This is a genomic window from Psychrobacter sp. NPDC077938 (assembly GCF_044542635.1).
GTDB lineage: Bacteria > Pseudomonadota > Gammaproteobacteria > Pseudomonadales > Moraxellaceae > Psychrobacter.
Window position 1 is genome coordinate 452,933 of record NZ_JBITUW010000003.1, and the last position, 19,652, is coordinate 472,584.

At 42.9% G+C, this 19,652-nt stretch carries 19 protein-coding genes; 13 read left to right on the top strand and 6 right to left on the bottom strand.

Going from position 1 to position 19,652, the window contains the following annotated elements; translation table 11 throughout:
- Positions 1 to 72 precede the first annotated feature (72 nt).
- The 3 genes from rutC to rutA all read right to left on the bottom strand — a co-directional run bounded on the left by rutC (position 73) and on the right by rutA (position 2,369).
- Positions 73 to 456 carry a pyrimidine utilization protein C gene (gene rutC / locus ACIGBM_RS07865; RefSeq protein ID WP_397477336.1) on the bottom strand — a complete coding sequence of 128 codons (384 nt, stop codon included), beginning with the start codon at positions 454 to 456 and terminating at the stop codon, positions 73 to 75.
- A 75-nt stretch (positions 457 to 531) separates the two neighbouring features.
- On the bottom strand, positions 532 to 1,251 hold the full coding sequence (gene rutB / locus ACIGBM_RS07870; protein ID WP_397477337.1) for a pyrimidine utilization protein B: 720 nt from the start codon (positions 1,249 to 1,251) through the stop codon (positions 532 to 534).
- A gap of 14 nt (positions 1,252 to 1,265) precedes the next feature.
- Complete coding sequence (gene rutA / locus ACIGBM_RS07875) at positions 1,266 to 2,369, bottom strand: pyrimidine utilization protein A (RefSeq protein WP_057761066.1); 1,104 nt, start codon at positions 2,367 to 2,369, stop codon at positions 1,266 to 1,268.
- A gap of 487 nt (positions 2,370 to 2,856) precedes the next feature.
- On the opposite strand from rutA, the gene ACIGBM_RS07880 reads away from it, so the two are divergent.
- Positions 2,857 to 3,492 (top strand): TetR family transcriptional regulator C-terminal domain-containing protein, encoded by a 636-nt coding sequence (locus tag ACIGBM_RS07880; RefSeq protein WP_397477338.1) that lies wholly within the window; start codon positions 2,857 to 2,859, stop codon positions 3,490 to 3,492.
- A gap of 272 nt (positions 3,493 to 3,764) precedes the next feature.
- Positions 3,765 to 4,043 (top strand): peptidylprolyl isomerase, encoded by a 279-nt coding sequence (locus ACIGBM_RS07885; protein WP_102078430.1) that lies wholly within the window; start codon positions 3,765 to 3,767, stop codon positions 4,041 to 4,043.
- Between the two features lie 229 nt (positions 4,044 to 4,272).
- Here the strand turns inward: ACIGBM_RS07885 and ACIGBM_RS07890 are convergent, their stop codons facing one another.
- Entirely contained in the window at positions 4,273 to 5,211 is a 939-nt protein-coding gene (locus ACIGBM_RS07890) for a pirin family protein (protein WP_397477339.1), read from the bottom strand.
- A gap of 308 nt (positions 5,212 to 5,519) precedes the next feature.
- Between ACIGBM_RS07890 and truC the strand changes: the two genes are divergently transcribed.
- Both truC and ACIGBM_RS07900 read left to right on the top strand, forming a co-directional pair.
- Positions 5,520 to 6,293 (top strand): tRNA pseudouridine(65) synthase TruC, encoded by a 774-nt coding sequence (gene truC, locus ACIGBM_RS07895; protein ID WP_397477340.1) that lies wholly within the window; start codon positions 5,520 to 5,522, stop codon positions 6,291 to 6,293.
- Positions 6,294 to 6,541: 248 nt separating this feature from the next.
- Positions 6,542 to 6,913 carry a hypothetical protein gene (locus tag ACIGBM_RS07900; RefSeq protein ID WP_198325452.1) on the top strand — a complete coding sequence of 124 codons (372 nt, stop codon included), beginning with the start codon at positions 6,542 to 6,544 and terminating at the stop codon, positions 6,911 to 6,913.
- A 482-nt stretch (positions 6,914 to 7,395) separates the two neighbouring features.
- Here the strand turns inward: ACIGBM_RS07900 and ACIGBM_RS07905 are convergent, their stop codons facing one another.
- Complete coding sequence (locus ACIGBM_RS07905; RefSeq protein WP_397477341.1) at positions 7,396 to 8,268, bottom strand: alpha/beta fold hydrolase; 873 nt, start codon at positions 8,266 to 8,268, stop codon at positions 7,396 to 7,398.
- Between the two features lie 7 nt (positions 8,269 to 8,275).
- Positions 8,276 to 9,067, bottom strand: coding sequence for a class II aldolase/adducin family protein (locus ACIGBM_RS07910; RefSeq protein WP_397477342.1), 792 nt, complete (start codon positions 9,065 to 9,067; stop codon positions 8,276 to 8,278).
- Positions 9,068 to 9,152: 85 nt separating this feature from the next.
- On the opposite strand from ACIGBM_RS07910, the gene ACIGBM_RS07915 reads away from it, so the two are divergent.
- From ACIGBM_RS07915 to ACIGBM_RS07955, 9 genes are all read left to right on the top strand, one after another.
- Complete coding sequence (locus tag ACIGBM_RS07915; RefSeq protein ID WP_397477343.1) at positions 9,153 to 9,842, top strand: Crp/Fnr family transcriptional regulator; 690 nt, start codon at positions 9,153 to 9,155, stop codon at positions 9,840 to 9,842.
- Between the two features lie 141 nt (positions 9,843 to 9,983).
- Positions 9,984 to 11,696, top strand: coding sequence for a phosphoethanolamine transferase (locus ACIGBM_RS07920; RefSeq protein WP_397477344.1), 1,713 nt, complete (start codon positions 9,984 to 9,986; stop codon positions 11,694 to 11,696).
- A 49-nt stretch (positions 11,697 to 11,745) separates the two neighbouring features.
- Positions 11,746 to 12,441: a response regulator transcription factor gene (locus ACIGBM_RS07925; RefSeq protein WP_397477345.1), complete on the top strand. Its 696-nt coding sequence runs from the start codon at positions 11,746 to 11,748 to the stop codon at positions 12,439 to 12,441.
- Positions 12,442 to 12,568: 127 nt separating this feature from the next.
- Positions 12,569 to 13,909, top strand: a complete 1,341-nt coding sequence (locus ACIGBM_RS07930; protein WP_397477346.1) for a sensor histidine kinase — start codon at positions 12,569 to 12,571, stop codon at positions 13,907 to 13,909.
- Between the two features lie 148 nt (positions 13,910 to 14,057).
- Complete coding sequence (locus tag ACIGBM_RS07935) at positions 14,058 to 14,531, top strand: diacylglycerol kinase (protein WP_397477347.1); 474 nt, start codon at positions 14,058 to 14,060, stop codon at positions 14,529 to 14,531.
- Between the two features lie 118 nt (positions 14,532 to 14,649).
- Positions 14,650 to 15,474 carry a PAP2 family lipid A phosphatase gene (locus tag ACIGBM_RS07940; RefSeq protein WP_397477348.1) on the top strand — a complete coding sequence of 275 codons (825 nt, stop codon included), beginning with the start codon at positions 14,650 to 14,652 and terminating at the stop codon, positions 15,472 to 15,474.
- Between the two features lie 212 nt (positions 15,475 to 15,686).
- On the top strand, positions 15,687 to 16,301 hold the full coding sequence (locus tag ACIGBM_RS07945) for a YceI family protein (RefSeq protein WP_397477349.1): 615 nt from the start codon (positions 15,687 to 15,689) through the stop codon (positions 16,299 to 16,301).
- 73 nt (positions 16,302 to 16,374) lie between these two features.
- A complete protein-coding gene (locus ACIGBM_RS07950) occupies positions 16,375 to 17,808 on the top strand; it encodes a c-type cytochrome (protein WP_397477350.1) in 1,434 nt (477 codons plus the stop codon).
- Between the two features lie 94 nt (positions 17,809 to 17,902).
- The gene (locus tag ACIGBM_RS07955; protein ID WP_397477351.1) at positions 17,903 to 19,504 is read left to right on the top strand and encodes a flavin monoamine oxidase family protein; all 1,602 of its coding nucleotides are present in this window, start codon (positions 17,903 to 17,905) and stop codon (positions 19,502 to 19,504) included.
- Positions 19,505 to 19,652 lie beyond the last annotated feature (148 nt).

The following is a 19,652-nucleotide window of genomic DNA, read 5'->3' on the forward strand; positions in this document are numbered from 1 at the left end:
CAGTCCAATGCTAGGGGGTTCGATGTCAGGTAACTTTAAATTCACTAACTGCAGTTATTTTTAAACAGGTTTTTATCCAATGTGCGCTATGGACGCGATTTCGACCAAAGCATCTGGTTTAACCAATCCGCATTGGATACAAAATCTTGCTGGCTTTTCATTGGGAAAAAATTCTGCATAGACTTGATTGACCGTGTCATAATCTGCCCAATCTTTTACAAAGATTGAATTAAAGGTCACATCATCCATATCGCCACCAGCAGTTTGAATAACGTTTTGAATCGTTGTTAACACATGGCGAGTTTGAGCAGCGGCATCACCCACATGTACGACATCGTTGTTTTCATCAAAGGGCAAGGTGCCCGAGACATAAACGATGTTGTCGGCCTTGGTAGCGGGTACATAAGGGGCTAACGGTTTGCTGGTACCTTCAGGGATAATCACTTGTTTAGACATATCTACATTCCTATTGCGGTTGGATTAAGTATGAAAATCGTGGTTTAGGTTGCTAAAAACTGGCTAAGTAAAACGTTAGCTATCTGAAAAACACTGCTGCATGCTGGCAACATCAGATACCCAACCAAAAAAGGTTTTTACGTTATAAAGTGTGGCCTCATGAGCCTCTACTGGTCCTGCCTGATAACAAGCGTCATCTAATAACACGCCAAAATACTCAAGGAAGAACCCATCTCGAAGCGTAGATTCAACACAGACGTTGGTCGCGATACCTGTGAGCAATAGATTACGTATGCCCCGTGATCGCAATACACTATCGAAGTTAGTGTTAGCAAAGCCGCTATATCGAGGTTTATCTATAACGATGTCTTGAGGCGCAGGGCTAAGCTCGTCGACCAACTCGTAATCCCAGCCGCCTTTTGCTAATAGCGTTCCCTCAATTTCAGGATTCTTACGCATGGTTTTTAGGGCATTTGATTTGTGATAATTAGGCGATCCACTACCACCAGCCTCCACATATTTGTTGTCCCAGCCATTTCTAAAGTAGATGACTTGTATGCCAGATTGATGGGCAATAGCCACGGCTTGCTTGATTTTATCGATGACAGGTTTGGTCGCTGTGACATCAAACCCAGCCAAATCTAGATAACCACCTTGGCTGGCATACGCGTTTTGCATGTCCACGACGATCAATGCCGTCTGGGATGGATCTAACTTGATAGGTTCAGGCAACGACTCTAAAACAGGAGAGGATTCCTTGGTAAAGTCTGCACAAATTGTATTAACCGAATTCATATTTGCTCCTTTTATTAGGCTTCGCTGACAGCTTGGCTGGCAACTGGTGTATCAACATTGATGCGGCTCTGCATCAGCGGTTGAATTCTGCTACCAAAATCTTCCACGCCTTGCACGAAATCATCAAAGGTCAGTAGAACGCCATCCGTACCTTGTACTTCAGCGACTTCGTCTAACATACTGGCGACATTTTCAAAAGAGCCGACAAGCGTACCCATATTGATATTGACTGGTGAAACGCTTGAGGCCATATGGCGAACGTTGGTATCTTTGCCTGATGTTTTGTCCTTACCGCCTTGCGACTGCAACCAATCAATGGCTTCGAAATCCGCACCATCATTGTATGATTGCCACTTTGCTTGGGCTTTTTCATCGGTCTCATCTGCAATGACCATAAAGAGGACATAGGTCGGAACGTTACGACCCGTCTTATCCGTGTGTACCTTTAAGCGATCATTGATACCGGCATAGGCAGTTGGCGTGTTCAGACCTTTACCGAAGACAAAGTTGTAATCAGCGTATTTTGCAGAGAACGCCAAGCCTGTATCTGATTGGCCCGCACAGATAATCTTCATATCCGCTTTTGGAATAGGCTTCACCTGACAATCATTCATCTGAAAGAACTCACCCTTCAAATCAGATTGGCCTGTTGCCCAAAGATCTCTTAAAATTTGTACATATTCAGATAGGTAGTCATAGCGCTTGCCAAAATAATCATCGCCTGGCCACATTCCCATCTGTCCATATTCTGCTTCTTGCCAGCCAGTCACGACATTCAATCCAAAACGCCCGTTTGAGATGCTATCAAGCGTTGATGCCATTCTCGCTACGATCGCAGGTGGCATGACCAACGTTGCCGATGTGGCATAGATTTTTATCTTGGACGTGACTGCGGCCAATCCCGCCATCAAGGTAAAGCTCTCGAGGTTGTAATCCCAAAACTCCGTCTCCCCGCCAAAGCCGCGCAGCTTGATCATCGAGAGCGCAAAATCAAAACCATAGTGCTCAGCACGTTGCACAATCTGTTTATTTAGCTCAAATGTTGGCTTGTATTGCGGCGCGTTTTTTGAAATTAACCAGCCGTTATTACCAATCGGACAAAAAATACCTATTTCCATGATTTCACCTATACGTTTGAGGAAGAAAAGAGCGATAAAAGAAATAAAGATTATTTCATGTTTTTTATGTAGCATAATTTATGCCAAATTAATTAATATTTATTTATCAATGACTTATATGTTTTTCATACAAAAATTATTGAACCATATGGTCTAAAAAAATGCAGAGAAATAGTGCGGGCTGTTATAAATTGGTGCAAAGTGTTATAAAATAGTGCACAAATGTATAAATTGTTTATAAGTACATTTTGATAGTGGTTTGGATGAAGATAAGGTGGAATAAGCAGCAGAAAAGACTGGTCAACAGCAGGTTGCTTTAGTCGGTAAACCTGTAAACCGTTATGGTATTGCTCGCTGTTGGAGTAGTTGGCATACCCGTTTTGATCAACCAGTATCATCTGCCTTTGGTTACTTCGACCCTTTTTTAAATTGAATCAACTATCATTTAAAATTAGGTTCATATGGCTTTACGATGAGGGAAAATATAGTGAAAGAATACGCACTAAAAGAAGAGACAGAGACGAGTGCAAAGATATTAAAAAAGAAAGAACATATCATCAATGCTGCATTGATCGTATTTTCCCAAGAGGGATTGAATGGCGCGCGCATGGAGCAAATTGCCGAAGAAGCTGACATATCTAAATCGAATATATTTTATTACTTTCAAAGTAAAGAAGTTCTGTATGTTGCTGTTTTAGAAAAGGTGCTGAGTAAGTGGCTATCGCCTTTGAGTGAGATTAACGCCAACCAAGATCCAAGGGTTGCCCTTAAGACCTATATTGAAGAAAAATATAAAATCTCAAAAAAATCGCCTGCAGCATCGAGACTATATGCGTTAGAGATTATACAAGGGGCACCTCATTTGATGGCCGTATTAAAAGGCCCTTTGAAATCTTTGGTTCGTGAAAAGGTGGCAGTGATTGATGGCTGGATTGCAGATAACAAAATTAAGTCCGTGTCTGCTATCCATTTGATTTTTCATATTTGGGCGGTGACTCAGCACTATTCTGACTTTTCTATTCAAACTGAAGCGGTGTGTAACCATAGCTTGAGAAATAAAAAGTTCGCTAATGAGGCATTAAACACTAGCATTCAACTTCTGGTAGATAGTTTGATTCCGTGATTTGATATGAGTAAAGTAAGTTCCCCAATTCGAAAAGCCCCAATCTAAAGATTGAGGCTTTTTTTATGTCCGTCATTTAAGGGCTGTAGTTTAAATAAAGACTGTAGTTTAAATAAAACACTGCATGGCTAAAACTTCTTTTCTCCAACCCCTATAGTCACGATTGTATAAGGATGACTTGGGAGAACTCAGCACCTACAAGTGAGGTTAGCAACTAAGGTAAGTAGTGATATAATGTCCCGATAATTGATATTTTATGAAAGGGTTACATTATGGCTCGTACCGCTAGCGCATTGCACATTTTAGTAAAACATAAAGAACAAGCTGAGGACATTATTGCCAAGCTTAAAAAAGGTGCTAAGTTTGATGTACTGGCCAAGCGATACTCAACCTGCCCATCAGGTAAAAAAGGTGGCAGCTTAGGTGAGTTTGGCAAAGGTGATATGGTAGGGCCATTCGATAAGGTTTGCTTTACCGGCGAACTATTTACCCCGCATTTAGTAAAGACCAAATTTGGCTGGCATGTCGTAAAAGTCCTTTATAGAACTTAAGCATTGGCGCTTTGATTGTAAGCCAACTGAGCTATATCTCAAATATTGTCCTGATTCATATATGATTTATCATCGTGATAATTATGTGTGAATCAGAATTTGATTTTTGGTCGACCTATCCCTTTCTAATCCTTACGTCAAACTACCCTTATTTTATTTAAGCAGTATTTTACCTAAGCAGCTTTCTACGAGTTAAGGTTAAATAGTGAGGTGGCGAGACAAATTGTAATCAGCCTTTAAAACCTTTCGGTAGTTCAGGTGCAGGCAAGCGCTTCATATCAGAGTCAACATTACCGAAACGCTCATGACCATTATTCCAATCAATAATAGATTGCTCAATCTCAGCTTTGTTATCAGCAACGAAGTTCCACCACATTAGTACTTGGTTATTCAGCGGTTCGCCACCGATAAACATGATACGTGTGCCTTTTTTGGCAGCCAGTTTGATACTTTTGTTATTAGCAACATCGCTATCATGAAAACGGAATAACTGATCTTGCCGACAAACCTTGCCTTCGGACTCTACCTCTCCTTCTGAAACCAAGATACCGTACTCAAAGCTTGGCTCTAAATTCAATGTCGCTTCGCCATCTTGCTTGAAATACACATCTATACCAACCAGTTTTGAATACTGAATGGTAGGTGCTTCAAAGGTCTTACCTGATGTATTGGTATAACTACCTGTCGTCAGTATCATCTGTACGTTGCCCTCGCTCCATGTCGGTAGCTCAGGATAATGATGAAAACTGCGTTCGATTTTCTGATCGGTGGGAAGCGCAATCCATAGCTGCACCATACTGATACCACGGGCAGCATTTTCTGAACCGCCCGTATCTGGAAAGACACTTTGCTCTGTATGACTGATACCTTGGTGCAGACCTGTACCTGCGGTCATGACATTGACTTGGTTTTTGGTAATAACCTGTTCATTACCTAAACTGTCTTTATGCAGCACTTCACCATTTAGCATCCAGCTGAAAGTCTGCAAATTAGTATGCGGATGGCGACCCACTTGCATCCCTGCATCATCTTCACCAAAATCAGCAGGACCTGCATGATCTAAAAAGCACCACGCACCGATCGGTTTTTTGCCTTTATTGGGTAATAAACGTGCGATTGGAATACCGCCGACATCAGCCAGCTTTGGCTCAAACGTTTGAATACTCATAAACCTACTCCTTTCTTGATACTCCATATATTACAAATAATGAGCGTAGAAAAGTATTAAATGGTTGTTGGTACTTCCATGCTCAATACATCGGCAGCTGACGTCTTATCATTTAGCGTTTTACTATTTATATTAACGCTTCTGCTAACGGTAAAGATATAAACGCCGTTGCGGGTATTTTTTAGCCGATATGGTTAATTTTTATCATCGTTCCTTTGTATACCGCGTATTTTCTCTGCATCACTATCTAAATTTATTATGCCACTACAGGTACAATAAAAAGAATATATAATTGACGCATCTAAAATATGAGCAATGAAAACATGGATATCGAAGGCAATACTGCTGATCAAATAGAAATTATCTATGAAGATGAGTATATAGTAGCGATTAATAAAGAAGCTGGTCTGTTGGTGCATCGCAGTTGGCTGGACAAAGGTGAGACACGCTTTGCCATGCAGCTTACTCGTGATGCGGTAGGCTGCCATGTGTTTCCAGTACATAGGTTAGACAAACCTACATCAGGTGTGTTGTTATTTGCCAAGAGCTCAGCCGTGGCACGCAGCCTTACCGAAGCGTTTACTGAACGCAAAGTGACCAAGCAATATTTGGCAGTGGTGCGCGGCTTTATGTCTGAGCAAGGTACTGTTGATTATGCGTTAAGCTTTAAACCTGATGCCATTGCCGATAAATTTGCCAACTTAGATAAACCTGCTCAAGAAGCGGTCACCCACTGGCAAAGTTTGGCACAAATTGAGCTGCCATTTGCAGTATCAAAAAAGCATGCCACTAGCCGCTATAGTCTGGTTCGCTTAACGCCTGAAACTGGACGCAAACATCAGCTGCGTCGGCATATGAGACATGTATTCCATCATATCGTGGGTGATACCAGTCACGGCGATATACGTCATACACGGTTTTTTCGTACTCACTATGATTGCACGCGTATGTTGCTACATGCACAGACTTTGGCGCTCAGCCACCCCGTCACTGGTGAGCCACTAGTACTAACAGCAGGATTAGACGATCAATGGATGAGTATCTTAGAAGAGTTCTCTTGGGTAGACAGCGCTAAAGCCTAAACTTATCTAAAATAGTCAGTGAAAAAAGCCAAAATACGGCTGCTAAAGGTTCGGTTCCCTAGTGAGGGCTTGAATCTTTGACTGTAGGCTAATGATATCGAGGTTTTGAATTACTGAGATAGCCACAGTGTACTTTATGGTGTACTTACCATACATACTCTATCTATGATCGGTGCGCTATACAGGCATCGAGCTGCTAGTATTCGAGAATACTTTAATCACTATAAAATTAAAGGAACTATCACACCATGATCGTTAAATACACAAAGTTGGATGATAATAATAGCTCTTTAACGCTGGGAAAGAACTATATCGTTATTTCTATTAGTATAAGACCAGATGAAAAACAACCTTTAATTACTATCCGAAGAAATGATGATGGAACACCTTGTGTTTTCAGCTTAGCGCTCTTTGATGTGATTGACTCTCAAATACCTCAAAACTGGGAGTGGTATGAATTGAATAGTGGTTTTAAGGGCTATTATCGATTACAACCAATCGAGTTCCATGGAAATTTTTGGCATGACTATCATGATGGTCATGAGAAAGCTGATGAGCTATTTGAAAAAGTCTATAGCCTATTAAATGATCGAGCTATAATAAATGGGTATCAAGTATAAATTTTTACAAATAAATTATTTTCTCTCAAAAGGTATACCCCAACGAAACCAGTTATTTCACTCTTAAAGCCTATTAACAGACCATCTAAAACAGACCATCTAAAACAGACCGCTATAATGGAACCACTTATAACAGCTTTTAAGAATAGTTATATCTGTTAGACTTTACTCGATTACTTTATATTCTCATAATAAACTTAAAAGATAGTCTCTTAGACTACGCTCCAAAACCTCAAACTTTTCAAAATACCTTTTTATCAAGTCATCAGTATCTTGTAGCACCATGTATATAGGCCATTTAATGATAATTAGCCATTTGTTAGTGATCATTTTATCAAAAACCTTTTGCACAGCTTTGTGACTACGCTTACGGATATTAGTCTCATTTAGAATGATGCATTTTTTGAGAGTTAAAGGATGATAAGAGAATAACAAACGCAGAGCACCATGTGATGCTCTGCGTTTGTTGGATTGAACTATATTTATAGAATACTGCGTCTAAATTGTAAATAGGCCGCTGTAATTGCCGCGGCATCTTCTACTTGCGGATAATGACCTAACATAGGCATATTGGTTATATCAGCATTGGGTATCAGCTGACGATAACGATCAATCATATGCTGACCTGAGATAGGATCTTTAGCACCTGCGATCAATTTAACCGGTACAGTACTGTCGATAATCGCACCTACCCATCGCTCGCGGTACTGCTGACGTTGGGGCATATAGTTAATCAGCTTATGCATCACACCCAACCCATCATTATGATTTAACAGCTGCCATAGCGTATCTATCACCTCTACTGTGGGCCGCGTGTCGGGGCCAAATATCCGCTGTAGACTGCCCGCAAATTTCTGCTTATTAATCAGCTTCGATACCAAAGGGCCCAATGGCGATAGCAGTAGTTTCTGTACCAATATAGGTTTGTGCGTCTCAGGGAACAGACCACCGTTTAAAAAGCATACGCTAGCAATGTGTCGCTCAGCACTCCCTTCGACTTGTCTGGCTAGCAACTCCTGAGCCACTGTATCACCATAGTCATGCGCTAATATATGATAATCACTGACGCCCAGTTTTTGCAAAACCGCTTGATAAATACCCGCCTGCTCACTGATTAGATAGCGCGCGTTTTTGGGTTTATCTGATAACCCAAACCCCAGCATATCGAGGGTGATGACATAATAATGCTCGGTTAGCGCATCCCACATGCCCTCCCAGTCCCAACTGGCACTAGGATAACCATGAATCAATAGCAATACAGGTGCACTTTTATCCCCTGCATATCGAGTAAAGATTTGATGCCCCTGAATGGATTCATACTGCCCCTGCCGTTGCCACTCATCAAGAGTTATCATTAGCGACTTACTCCTCAAATGATGGGTCAGTGCGGCGCAATTTCCTCAACAATGCAGGCCATGCGATATCGCCATTCGAGCCCCGAGTCACTTGCTCTGACGCAGCTTGGATACCTGCCAAGATTTGTGCTGGTATCGGCGTCAATGCACCGCCCCCACTCTGCGCTTTTATCTGAATCTCACAAGCTCTTTGCATGATATACATGTACAAAAACGCGTTGGCAACCGTATCGGCACAAGTGAGCAGACCATGGTTACGCAAAATCATGAAGTGAGCATCGCCTAAATCAGCAACCAAACGAACCTTTTCTTCAGGGTTTAATGCGACACCTTCGTAGTCGTGGTATGCCAAGTTAGAGAGTGGAAATAATGATTGTTGCGAGATAGGCAGTAAGCCTTTTTCTTGCGCTGAGACAGCAACGCCATCATTTGTGTGCAGATGAATGACGCAGTGCGCATCATCACGAGCTTCATGCACAGCACTGTGAATGATAAATCCAGCTGGATTCACGTCGAACTCTGATGGTGCTACTTTCTCGCCTGATTTGTTGACCTTAACCAGACTAGAAGCGGTAATCTCTTCAAATAACATGCCATACGGATTGATTAAAAACTCATCCTCAGTACCTGGTACGCGCGCAGAGATATGAGTGAATACCAAATCGTCCCAGCCATAAGAAGCAATCATTCGATAACAGGCGGCAAGATTTACGCGCATCTGCCACTCTTGTTCGCTCATATTATGGTGTACACTCGAGATTGAATCGGTTGATGTCGCAGTTTGCATAGTTGTTTGCATGGTGTATTCCTTTACTGTGTTAGATATCCTGAATGATTACTTTACACCATTTCATAAAACCAAATCTGTCAAAAACATTACACTTATGAATATCAATGATTATTTAAATAACGACCCATGGTTTAGTCAATTGCCAGCCATTGTGCAGCCGCTATTGGCAGGCGATGCGGTGTTAAAGGTATACCAAAAAGGTCAAATGATTCATGCCATCGGTGACAACGATGATGCGGCGCTACACTTTGTCGTGTCGGGTACTATTAGAGTCTGTAATGTGAGCGCTAGTGGCCATGCTATGACTCTGGCACATCTATCTAGTGGTGAGTGGTTTGGTGAGATATCTATCATAGATGACAATCCTCGCACCCATGATGCGTGGACGATTAATAAAGTAACGCTCATCTCAATCCCAAGAAATCTAGTCATTCAGACAGCGCAGTTGCATCCGATTTTATACAAGCACCTCGCGCTTATAACCTGCGAGCGAATCCGCCGAGCATTTGACTGGATTGATGATGCTACCTCACTTAATACCTCGGCGCGACTGGCTAGCATGCTGATTGGACTGATCGACACTTATGGTAAGCAAATAGGAGACGACATCAAAATAGAGCTACGCTTATCGCAAGAAGAGCTGGGCTTTATGCTTGGCACTACCAGACAAACCATCAATAAAATCATTCAATCATGGCAAAAGCAGTACCTTATCGATATGCACTATGGTTTTATCACTATAAAGGACAAGCCCCAGTTAATGGCCATGATGAACTCTTCCTAATTTGAATGTATAAAATTATCTCAGAAAACACCTCATCATCTAACTTATTAGAGTTAGCATCAACCGCCTTAACATCTTCTTAACAGACCACTTGCTATGGTAAGGAATGACGTTTCCTCCCATCTGTTGAGAAGTATCTGTATGTCCATACCTCAAGTCATCAAGACCAATGTGCTAAAAATCAACGCGTCCAATGCCAACGCAAAAACCAGCTACCTTAGTACGCTCTATGATCGTGAGATAAGTCTCAGTTATCTTATTATTATCGTGGCTTTATATTTGGTAGCGACTGCAAATATTGGGTTCTTTGAGCAGGTGCTGGCTGTCTATCCATTTAGCACAAATATGGGCTTTATACTCTCCATCACAGGTTTGTTATTTGGACTGATGTGGCTAGTATTACAGCTGCTGTGCTATCGCCCCATTGCCAAACCCGTACTAGCTACGTTACTGATTATCGCTGCCATCTGTGGGTATTTTACCGATGCTTATGGGACAATATTTGATACCAACATGTTGATTAACAGTCTGGAGACCGATCAAGCAGAGGCGATGGGATTGTTTGCCCCCAGCATGGTCATTCGTGTGCTGCTACTGGGCGTGTTGCCAGCATTTATCATTAGCAAAATTCGTTTAAAACGCTTTACTTGGCAACGCAGTATTCTACAAAAAACAGTCACCTTGATACTGTCGATAGCGCTAATCGTCGTTTGTATTTTGCCATTTGGTGATCAATACGCCAGTTTCTTCCGTCAGCATAAACAAGTCCGTTCTTATGCCAACCCAATCACGCCTATTTACTCTACGATCAAACTTGGTGAAAACTATGTCGATGAGCTACGCCGTCCTGATACTTTGACGCTGCATGCGACAGATGCGAAACGCGTGGCACCTGCTAATAGTGTGAGTGGCAGCGGCAAACCAAAACTAATGGTGTTTGTTGTTGGGGAAACGGCTCGCGCAGATCACTTCGGCTTGAACGGTTATACACGCAACACCACACCGCTGCTCTCAAAGCAGTCAGACCTTTATAGCTTTAAAGATGCCGTCTCCTGCGGAACCTCTACGGCCTACTCCGTACCTTGCATGTTCAGCTATGCAAATCGAACAGACTACGATATCGATACCGCTAAGTATAATGAAAACGTACTAGATACGCTCAGCAAGCAAGGGGTCAATGTCATTTGGCGCGACAATAACTCTAGCTCAAAAGGCGTGGCTGATCGCGTTACTTTTGAAGACTACAAAATAGCTGACACAAACCCCAACTGTGATGTCGAATGCCGAGATATCGGTATGCTTGATGGGTTTGATGCACTTGTAAAGTCAGGCAGCTCACAGAAAGAGATGCCGAAAGACACGCTTATTCTGCTGCATCAAATGGGCAATCATGGCCCCGCCTATTATCAGCGCTATCCCAAAGCATTTGAAACTTATAACCCTGTCTGTATGACCAATGAGCTGTCTAAATGTGATGCTCAGTCTGTGATAAATGGCTATGATAATGCGATTCGCTATACCGATTACTTTTTGAACAATGTGATTGATAAGCTAAAGCCTTATGAGCAAGATTATGATGTGGTAATGGTATATATTAGTGATCATGGGGAGAGTTTGGGTGAAAATAATATCTATCTTCACGGCTTGCCCTATAAGTTCGCACCAGATACCCAAAAACACGTGCCTACGATAGTTTGGTCGCCCAATAGCAATAGTATCGATACTGAGAGTCTTTCTAGTATGATCAATCAGCCAGTGTCGCATGATTTTATTACCCCGACGTTGCTTAACTTTTTTGGTATTACGACCGATGAAGTTAAAGGTGCGCCAACCTTTTTTAAAGTAAATAACTAAATCCGTTTCTATATTGTTTTAGGTCACCACTATTCTCTAGGTTAACACCATGTACAAGATACTCGTTATTGAAGACAACCCCGATATCGTGGCCAATATTTATGCTTTCTTTGAGCCAAAAGGGTTTGAATTGGACAACGCGCATAACGGCTATAGCGGGCTAACACTTGCCTCAAACAATCGCTATGATGTAATCCTGCTAGATGTAATGCTACCAGGTATGGATGGCACGCAGCTGTGCAAAAAGCTCAGAGAAGAGTTGCATGATAAAACGCCCGTGCTAATGCTCACGGCTCGCGATACAATCTTGGATAAAGTCGCTGGTTTTGATAGCGGCGCTGATGATTATTTGGTCAAGCCGTTTTCGTTGGTTGAGTTGGAATGTCGTATCAAAGCGCTCATACGTCGCCATGAAGACGATCATTTTGCCCACAGTATTGCCGTCGGAGCGTTGTCCTTAAACAATAGTGAGCATACTATTATGCGTGAGGGACAATCACTGAAGCTTACTCCCACTGGCTTTAAAATATTGCACATCCTAATGAGTGCAGCGCCTAGAGTCGTCAGTAAAACTGAGATTGAAGAAAAAGTGTGGGGGCTAGACATACCCAGTAGTGATGCACTGCGCACCCATATGCATAGCGTGCGCGCACAGGTTGATAAGCCATTTGACACATCCATGATAGTCACAGTACCTGGCGTGGGCTACCAAATTGTTGACCCTAATAAATCAGCGAGCGCGTAGTTATCATTACAGTATGGATTGAATAAAAATTATCCAATTTACTAATCGACTGACCGTACCGTATTTCTCGCTCTATTATATATAGCCCTGTTATATATCGCCTTCTTCTATTAGGTTGTCCCATACCATGCTCAATATAGACTCAATAGCCAATAAGTTCAGACTGTCTTACTTCATATTCGCGTTATTACTGTGCGCGGCTTTTGTCAGTATTTTCTTATACGCAGAGAGCCGAATAGAGCAAGATTTGGTCAAGGCTCGCCTATTGCAGCAGCTAGAGCTTAGCCAAGAAAAGCATGGTGAGCAGCCTATTTATGTCGCTGACCCAGGTATCAAGATTTATCGCTATGACAAAGCACCTGCTAGTTTACAAGCGATAGCCAATAACACGGTGCAAGAGACCTCTGTCACTGTTAATAAAGCCTCTGGAGCAGGTCATGCCAACCTACATCTTTTCGCCTACACCCAAGACGGTCAAGCTTATATTTTGACTTACCTAGAAAACACCGAAATGGTGATGGGAAATTATCCAGTCTTGGCGATATTTGAGCACCTAGAAGACATATTTGCAGATACGCTAAAAGTAGCCGTGATTTTAAGCTTACTTATCGCCGCTATCTTCTCTCAGTTGTCTTCCAAACAAATCATCAAGCCTTTATTAGATTTGAAACGAGCCGTCGAGACTGACCATCACAACTTAAGCGATTTGACACACTTGCCATCTGAGGTTGGTGTCTTGGCACGGGCCATCGATGAGAAAAACCACAAGTTAGAGCAATACCTCAAGCGCGAGCAACTGTTTACTGGTGATGTCAGCCACGAGTTACGCACGCCACTGACTATTATCATGGGGGCTTCTGAAGTATTGGCCTCGCAACTAGACCCTGACAGCCACTTAAATGAGTTTACCAATCGCATTAGCACTACTGCCAAGGAAACTTCTGAGATTATCACTGCCCTGCTTCTACTATCGCGCGCGCCTGAAAAGTTAGACGCACCGCAAACCTCTATCAACAATATCGCTTTAGCAGAAATGCAGCGCCTAAAATACTTACTGCGGTATAAATCTGTTACTTGTCAGATAATTGCCGAGCAGGAATACAGCGCTTACGTACGCCCCGAACTCCTAAAAATGGCACTAGGCAATCTCATAAAAAATGCGTTTCAATATACCGATGATGGCGAAGTAGCCATTACTATCGATGACGAAAAAATTACGGTGACTGATACTGGCTTAGGTATTCCTGAGGCGATGATGCCTCTACTCTATGAACGGTTTGAGCGATTAGAGTCTCAGTATAAAGACGAGCAAACAATTCTGTTGTCAGAGCATGATACAAAACATAAGGTTGAAGGCTCAGGTCTAGGACTCAGTATCGTCCAGCGTATCATGTCGCATATGGGCTGGCAGCTCACTCATCAAGCCAATCGCTCAGGTGGTAGCACCTTTAGTATTTATTATAAATAACCCTTTATTATAAATAACCACCACGTTTCTTTATATGTGGCGATTATCGTCATTTATCTCACTTGTTTTTGATCTCTTAACGCTTTCTTAATCTCTGTCCTCTTATACTCAGGCTATCTTAATTTTAATAGACCATTAAGAGTGCCCTATGAAGCAAATTACTCATACCAACCTTTTAGACCCATCAGCCGAGCATATTTCTATCAATCAGACGACGCATGATAATGCACTCGCAGCTGATAGCTTTGCAGGTCATGCCAAAGGTAAAACGGGAATCCTTCGCATTATAAAAGCCACTAGTTACTCTATAGATGGCTTTAAAGCCGCATATAAATTGGAAGCGGCTTTTAGACAAGTTTTGTGGCTCAATCTTATACTGCTAGCTGCTGTCATCGTTATGCCTTTTGCGCTTGGTATAAAAATGATGCTGGTCGTCGCTTCTTTTTTATCTTTGATTGTTGAGCTAATCAACACAGGTATCGAAGCCTGCGTTGACCATACTTCAACCGCCAAACACCCGCTCGCAAAAATCGCAAAAGATGTCGGCTCTGCAGCACAGTTTTTGTCTTTATGTTTGTTAATGGTTTTATGGGTAATGGCATTGTCTGCTCTACTTTATTAAAGCATGGCGAGCACCAACTCATACTTGAGTACTACGAATGGCTAGATCAATTTCAGATAAGACATCAAGGTTCACGCTGAAATCTATCAACATCTCATATACGTTATCAGGTGTATTTATGACTTTAGAAAACAACGCAATGACTTGGGACTGGCTAAAATTACTATGCGTGACCATCATTGCTACATTGGTTTTTGAGCATAGCCAATTAGATGTACGCATCAGTGAGCTTTTTTATAACAATGGTCACTGGCTACTTGAAAAAGGCGCGCAGCCTTATGCATTTATCTTTTACGATTTACCCAAAGTATTATTGATTCTATTGGCTGTCTACCTCATAGCGGTTTTAATCATCAAATATAGACAATCAAGGCTTAATGCTACTACCTTAAACCGTAATAAGCTAAATCTCAGTAAGCCCAGTCATAATAAGCTTGATAAATTTATGCTTCCTTTACCTATGCGTGAGATTGGCTACCTACTGATTATATTGGCGATTGTACCTGCTACTATTGCCACGCTCAAAGGCGTCACCCATGTTAGTTGCCCAAATGACTTGGTTATTTTTAATGGGGATTTGCCCTACCTCAATCTTTGGCAAAACATCGTAGCAGCAACGCCTGCCAGATGCTTTCCAGCAGCTCATGCCAGCGCAGGATTTTCTTTATATGGACTGGCTTTTTTACCGACACTAAGAAAATACCGCTATCAGATAGTCATATCAGTAACCGTTTTGGGCTGGACAATGGGACTGTATAAAATGCTGTTTGGCGATCACTTCTTTAGTCATACATTGGTCTCAATGCTGCTGTCATTAACCATAGCCTGTGCGCTCGCAGCTTTATTTTTTAAACAATCGATTAAAAATAAAGCATACAGCACCAACGATGATAAAGGACATACTGGTCTGAGCTTGTCTAACATTGAGCACTCTAACACTTAAAGTTAGCATCTAAGTACTTGGGATTAACGTTCGGGCATGACAGAGTCGTTCGTTAACTCTTTACTAAAATAGCACTACTAAGTATTTAAAAAACCCTGTATAAACAATAAACAATAAACAATAAACAGTCACTGGCTTATTGTTAAGCAAACGCACGGATAGCGCTTGTGAATAAGCTCCTCTATATCAATAGTCGGTAAAGGAATGTAGCTATGCGCTTGTTGTTTACTAGGCCAAAATCATCGCATATCTATTCTTTTCTGACCATTCCATTATTATTCGTAGGCGCTGCAAATAGCAGTCAAGCCGCCAGTTACGCTATTAATCCTGCCAGCACTCATATTCGATTTGCTATCGAACGCTTTAAAAGTTCATCCACGACTGGTGGCTTTTATAATATCAAAGGTCAATTGCAATACGATCCAAACCGAAGATCAGGCGACATCTCATTGATCATACCGATAAACTCCTTAAATACGGGCAACCCTTCTTTTAATAATAGTCTAACGGGGCCTGAATTTTTTGATGTGCAGAGATTTCCTTCAGCATATTTTGAATCGACAAAATGGCATTTTAATCAAGATAAAAAAAGCCCGCAGGTTACTCGGGTAGATGGACAACTGACCCTGCATGGCGAGACACACCCAATTAGCCTAACCGCGACTAAGTTTGATTGTTATCTAAACACGAGCATCAGAAAGGATGTTTGCGGAGGTGAGTTCACTGCTACGATTAATCGTACAAAATGGAATATCAATAAATTCGCTTGGTTTGGACTGACCAAAAACCTTGACTTAAGTATCAAGGTCGAAGCCGCCAGACTATAGTGTTTTTAATGTTTCACCACTGTCTTAATAGATACGGGTAGTGATTTGCAGAAAGCTTAAAAAGGAATTAGACATGATTCATCGGTATTATAAGGACATTGTGAAGCCACTTTCTGCCGTCGTGCCAGCATTGTCATTTTCTTCGATAATAACACTGACATTGGGATTCAGCTTAGTGTCTACCGTCGTGATAGCAGGCACGGTCAGCCTGCCAATAGACACTTTGCCCAGTAGAATAACCCTACCAAATGTCAGCCCTGCTAATAGTGCACTTGCCAATCGCGGCGCTTACGTGGCGCGTACCTCTGACTGTATGGCTTGCCATCGTGAGGACTATAGTGGCGGTATACCGATTGAGACGCCCATTGGCAATATTTACTCGACCAATATTACACCATCAACACGCTATGGCATCGGCAACTATACCGAAGCGGATTTTAAAAAGGCTTTGCGAAAAGGTCGTGCACCCAATCATCAGCTTTATCCTGCGATGCCTTACCCGTCTTATCATGGCATGACAGATGAGGATATCAGCGCCTTGTTCGCGTACTTTCAGACCGTTCCTATCGTAGACAAACCACCTGAAAAAACCACTCATTTGCCTTTCCCGTTAAATATTCGTAGCTTGATGCTGGCATGGAATGTCATCAATGTGCCCTCTACCGAAAACCGCTCAGGGCTGACGAAAACTCAGCAGCGCGGTGAATATTTGGTCAATAACTTAGAGCACTGCGGTACCTGTCACACCCCGCGCAACTTAACCCAAGGCCTTGATAAAGACCGCTACTTATCCGGTGCACCGCTCGGCAAATGGTTTGCACCAAATATCACCCCTGACAACGACACAGGGATTGGCCGTTGGAGCGAAATGGACATCGTGACTTATCTGCGTACAGGAACGCTTGATAAGCGCGCTTATGCGGGCGGCCCGATGGCAGAAGCCGTGGCGCATAGTACGCGTTATCTAACCGACGAAGACCTGATAGCGATGGCTGACTATTTAAAAGTCGTTCCAGCCATTAAGACCGATGACTACTTGATACCTGTCAATGTGTCTCGCCTGCCGCAGCCAGTCAGCAACTCCATTACTTATAACTTACTTGAGCAAAAAGACTATCTGGCGCAGGCTAAAATGAATACTGTCAGCAGTGCCAACAATAGCGGCAGCAATAATAACTTGGACAGCCATTCGCCAAAAGACTTATATCTGACACATTGCGCCAGTTGTCATGGGGTCGATGGTTACGCACAGCCCGATGCCCGCTATGCCTCCATCGTTGGCCTCAGTAGCATTCGCCGCGTAGAACCTGATGCACTCATTGGCGTCATTGCATTTGGCGCAAAAGGTGCCTTTAACACAGCGCCCAAAATGCCCAGTTTTTCAGAAGATTTAAGTCCTGCGCAGATTGCTAATATTACTAACTACGTACGAGTTAAATTTGGTGGTTTACCAAACAGCGATGTCAGCGCAGCGGATGTCACGCGTGTTATAAAAGAGAAAAACTAGCCCTAAGAATTGGCATTAAAACCAACTATAAGAAATGTGCCCTAATCTTCGCCTTTTATCATATGGCAAAGACCAGCACGGTAAGGATAATCCTATGAATGATCTGCTCCAATCCCCTACGCGTCGGCAACTGCTCTCCATGATAGGCAAGACTGCAGGCGCGACTGCAATGTATCAAGCGATGACCACGTTGGGGTTTGCATCTGAGTCGAGCTTTAAAGAAGAAATGAATCTTAAGGGCGCACCAGCTGGCGCAAGTATCGTGGTTTTGGGCGCAGGATTGGGTGGCCTGACTGCCGCCTATGAGCTACGTAAAGCGGGTTATAAAGTCACCGTGCTAGAGTACCAAAATCGTGGCGGCGGCCGTAGTTGGACACTTAATAGTGGTGACAAATATACTGAGCTTGGCGGTGCTGAGGTCACTTGCGACTTCGAAAAAGGCAATTACTTCAATGGTGGGCCATGGCGATTGCCAATACATCATTACGCGGTCTTTCATTATTGCAAAAAATTTGGCGTGGCATTGCAGCCCTTTATACAGACCAATGATCGCGCTTATCTGCATCGTACCAATCACTTCGATGGTGCGCCGCAGCGCTTGGGCGAAGTACAAAGCGATATTCGCGGTTATGTGTCAGAGTTATTGTCCAAAGCCGTCAATAAAGGCAGTCTCGATAGCACGGTGAATAAAGAGGACAAAGAAAAATTACTCGAAGGCTTAAAAGGCTGGGGCGTCCTTGATACTAACTATCGCTATGTCAAAAGCCATGAGACTGGTAAGCATCGTGGCTATAGCGTATACCCCGGTGGTGGTCTGATGCCAGATGCCAAGCCATCAACCCCCATACCGATGGACAAATTATTAGACTCAGGCATGTGGTCAGATATTTATACCAACTATACCGTTCATGTCCATCAACCAGCGATGTTTCAACCCGTCGGCGGCATGGGAAAAATCGGTGATGCTTTCACGCGCGAGTGTCGCGAGATGATTACCTTCAACGCCAAAGTCACTAAAATCAATCAAGACGAAACTGGTGTCACCGTTGACTATGTCGATAGCAATAGCCCTGACGGTGCTACCAAGACAGTGCGCGCAGATTGGTGTATTTGCACCATCCCCTTATCCATCTTGACGCAGATTGATATCAATGTCTCCGCACCAATGAAACAAGCGATGGCAGCCGTTCCTTATGATAGCTCTTACAAAGTGGGCTTGGAGTTCAAACGACGGTTTTGGGAAGAAGATGAATGGATATATGGCGGCATCACTTATACCGATATGCCCATCTCGCAAATCTCTTACCCGTCACAAGACCTGTTTACCACAGGCGCAGGCGTACTGCTTGGCGCATATGGATTTGGGGAAGCCTCGTACAAATTTAACTCGTTGACACCCAAAGAACGTATCAATGCCGCGCTCGCCTATGGCAAACGGATTCATCCGCAATATACTAAGGAATTTCGCGCTGGCACGTCCGTCGCATGGCATCGTATCCCTTGGTCGCTTGGCTGCTACGGTATCTGGAGTGAATCTAGTCGTGAGCAGTACTACGATACGCTTTGCGAGATTGATCACCGTATCGTACTGGCAGGTGAGCACTGCTCACATATTCCTGCTTGGCAAGAAGGCGCGATACTATCTGGTATGGATGCCGCCAAACGCTTACATCAAAAGGCCAAAAAGCTTGGGTAGCACGTATTTAAATAACGAAATTTTAGATGATAAGCTGTTGGATAATCAGTCTGGCGTTGAAGCAAGGAGGATAACAATGAGACTAAGCACATTAGGAACAATTATGAACGTAGTGACAGCAAACCCAATGAAATCATCTAGCTCGCTC

What these genes read in the sequence shown, in the direction of transcription:
- rutC (WP_397477336.1), bottom strand. Translation starts at nt 456, where the DNA reads ATGTCTAAACAAGTGATTATCCCTGAAGGTACCAGCAAACCGTTAGCC.
- rutB (WP_397477337.1), bottom strand. Translation starts at nt 1,251, where the DNA reads ATGAATTCGGTTAATACAATTTGTGCAGACTTTACCAAGGAATCCTCT.
- rutA (WP_057761066.1), bottom strand. Translation starts at nt 2,369, where the DNA reads ATGGAAATAGGTATTTTTTGTCCGATTGGTAATAACGGCTGGTTAATT.
- ACIGBM_RS07885 (WP_102078430.1), top strand. Translation starts at nt 3,765, where the DNA reads ATGGCTCGTACCGCTAGCGCATTGCACATTTTAGTAAAACATAAAGAA.
- ACIGBM_RS07890 (WP_397477339.1), bottom strand. Translation starts at nt 5,211, where the DNA reads ATGAGTATTCAAACGTTTGAGCCAAAGCTGGCTGATGTCGGCGGTATT.
- truC (WP_397477340.1), top strand. Translation starts at nt 5,520, where the DNA reads ATGAGCAATGAAAACATGGATATCGAAGGCAATACTGCTGATCAAATA.
- ACIGBM_RS07900 (WP_198325452.1), top strand. Translation starts at nt 6,542, where the DNA reads ATGATCGTTAAATACACAAAGTTGGATGATAATAATAGCTCTTTAACG.
- ACIGBM_RS07905 (WP_397477341.1), bottom strand. Translation starts at nt 8,268, where the DNA reads ATGATAACTCTTGATGAGTGGCAACGGCAGGGGCAGTATGAATCCATT.
- ACIGBM_RS07910 (WP_397477342.1), bottom strand. Translation starts at nt 9,067, where the DNA reads ATGCAAACAACTATGCAAACTGCGACATCAACCGATTCAATCTCGAGT.
- ACIGBM_RS07915 (WP_397477343.1), top strand. Translation starts at nt 9,153, where the DNA reads ATGAATATCAATGATTATTTAAATAACGACCCATGGTTTAGTCAATTG.
- ACIGBM_RS07920 (WP_397477344.1), top strand. Translation starts at nt 9,984, where the DNA reads ATGTCCATACCTCAAGTCATCAAGACCAATGTGCTAAAAATCAACGCG.
- ACIGBM_RS07925 (WP_397477345.1), top strand. Translation starts at nt 11,746, where the DNA reads ATGTACAAGATACTCGTTATTGAAGACAACCCCGATATCGTGGCCAAT.
- ACIGBM_RS07930 (WP_397477346.1), top strand. Translation starts at nt 12,569, where the DNA reads ATGCTCAATATAGACTCAATAGCCAATAAGTTCAGACTGTCTTACTTC.
- ACIGBM_RS07935 (WP_397477347.1), top strand. Translation starts at nt 14,058, where the DNA reads ATGAAGCAAATTACTCATACCAACCTTTTAGACCCATCAGCCGAGCAT.
- ACIGBM_RS07940 (WP_397477348.1), top strand. Translation starts at nt 14,650, where the DNA reads ATGACTTTAGAAAACAACGCAATGACTTGGGACTGGCTAAAATTACTA.
- ACIGBM_RS07945 (WP_397477349.1), top strand. Translation starts at nt 15,687, where the DNA reads ATGCGCTTGTTGTTTACTAGGCCAAAATCATCGCATATCTATTCTTTT.
- ACIGBM_RS07950 (WP_397477350.1), top strand. Translation starts at nt 16,375, where the DNA reads ATGATTCATCGGTATTATAAGGACATTGTGAAGCCACTTTCTGCCGTC.
- ACIGBM_RS07955 (WP_397477351.1), top strand. Translation starts at nt 17,903, where the DNA reads ATGAATGATCTGCTCCAATCCCCTACGCGTCGGCAACTGCTCTCCATG.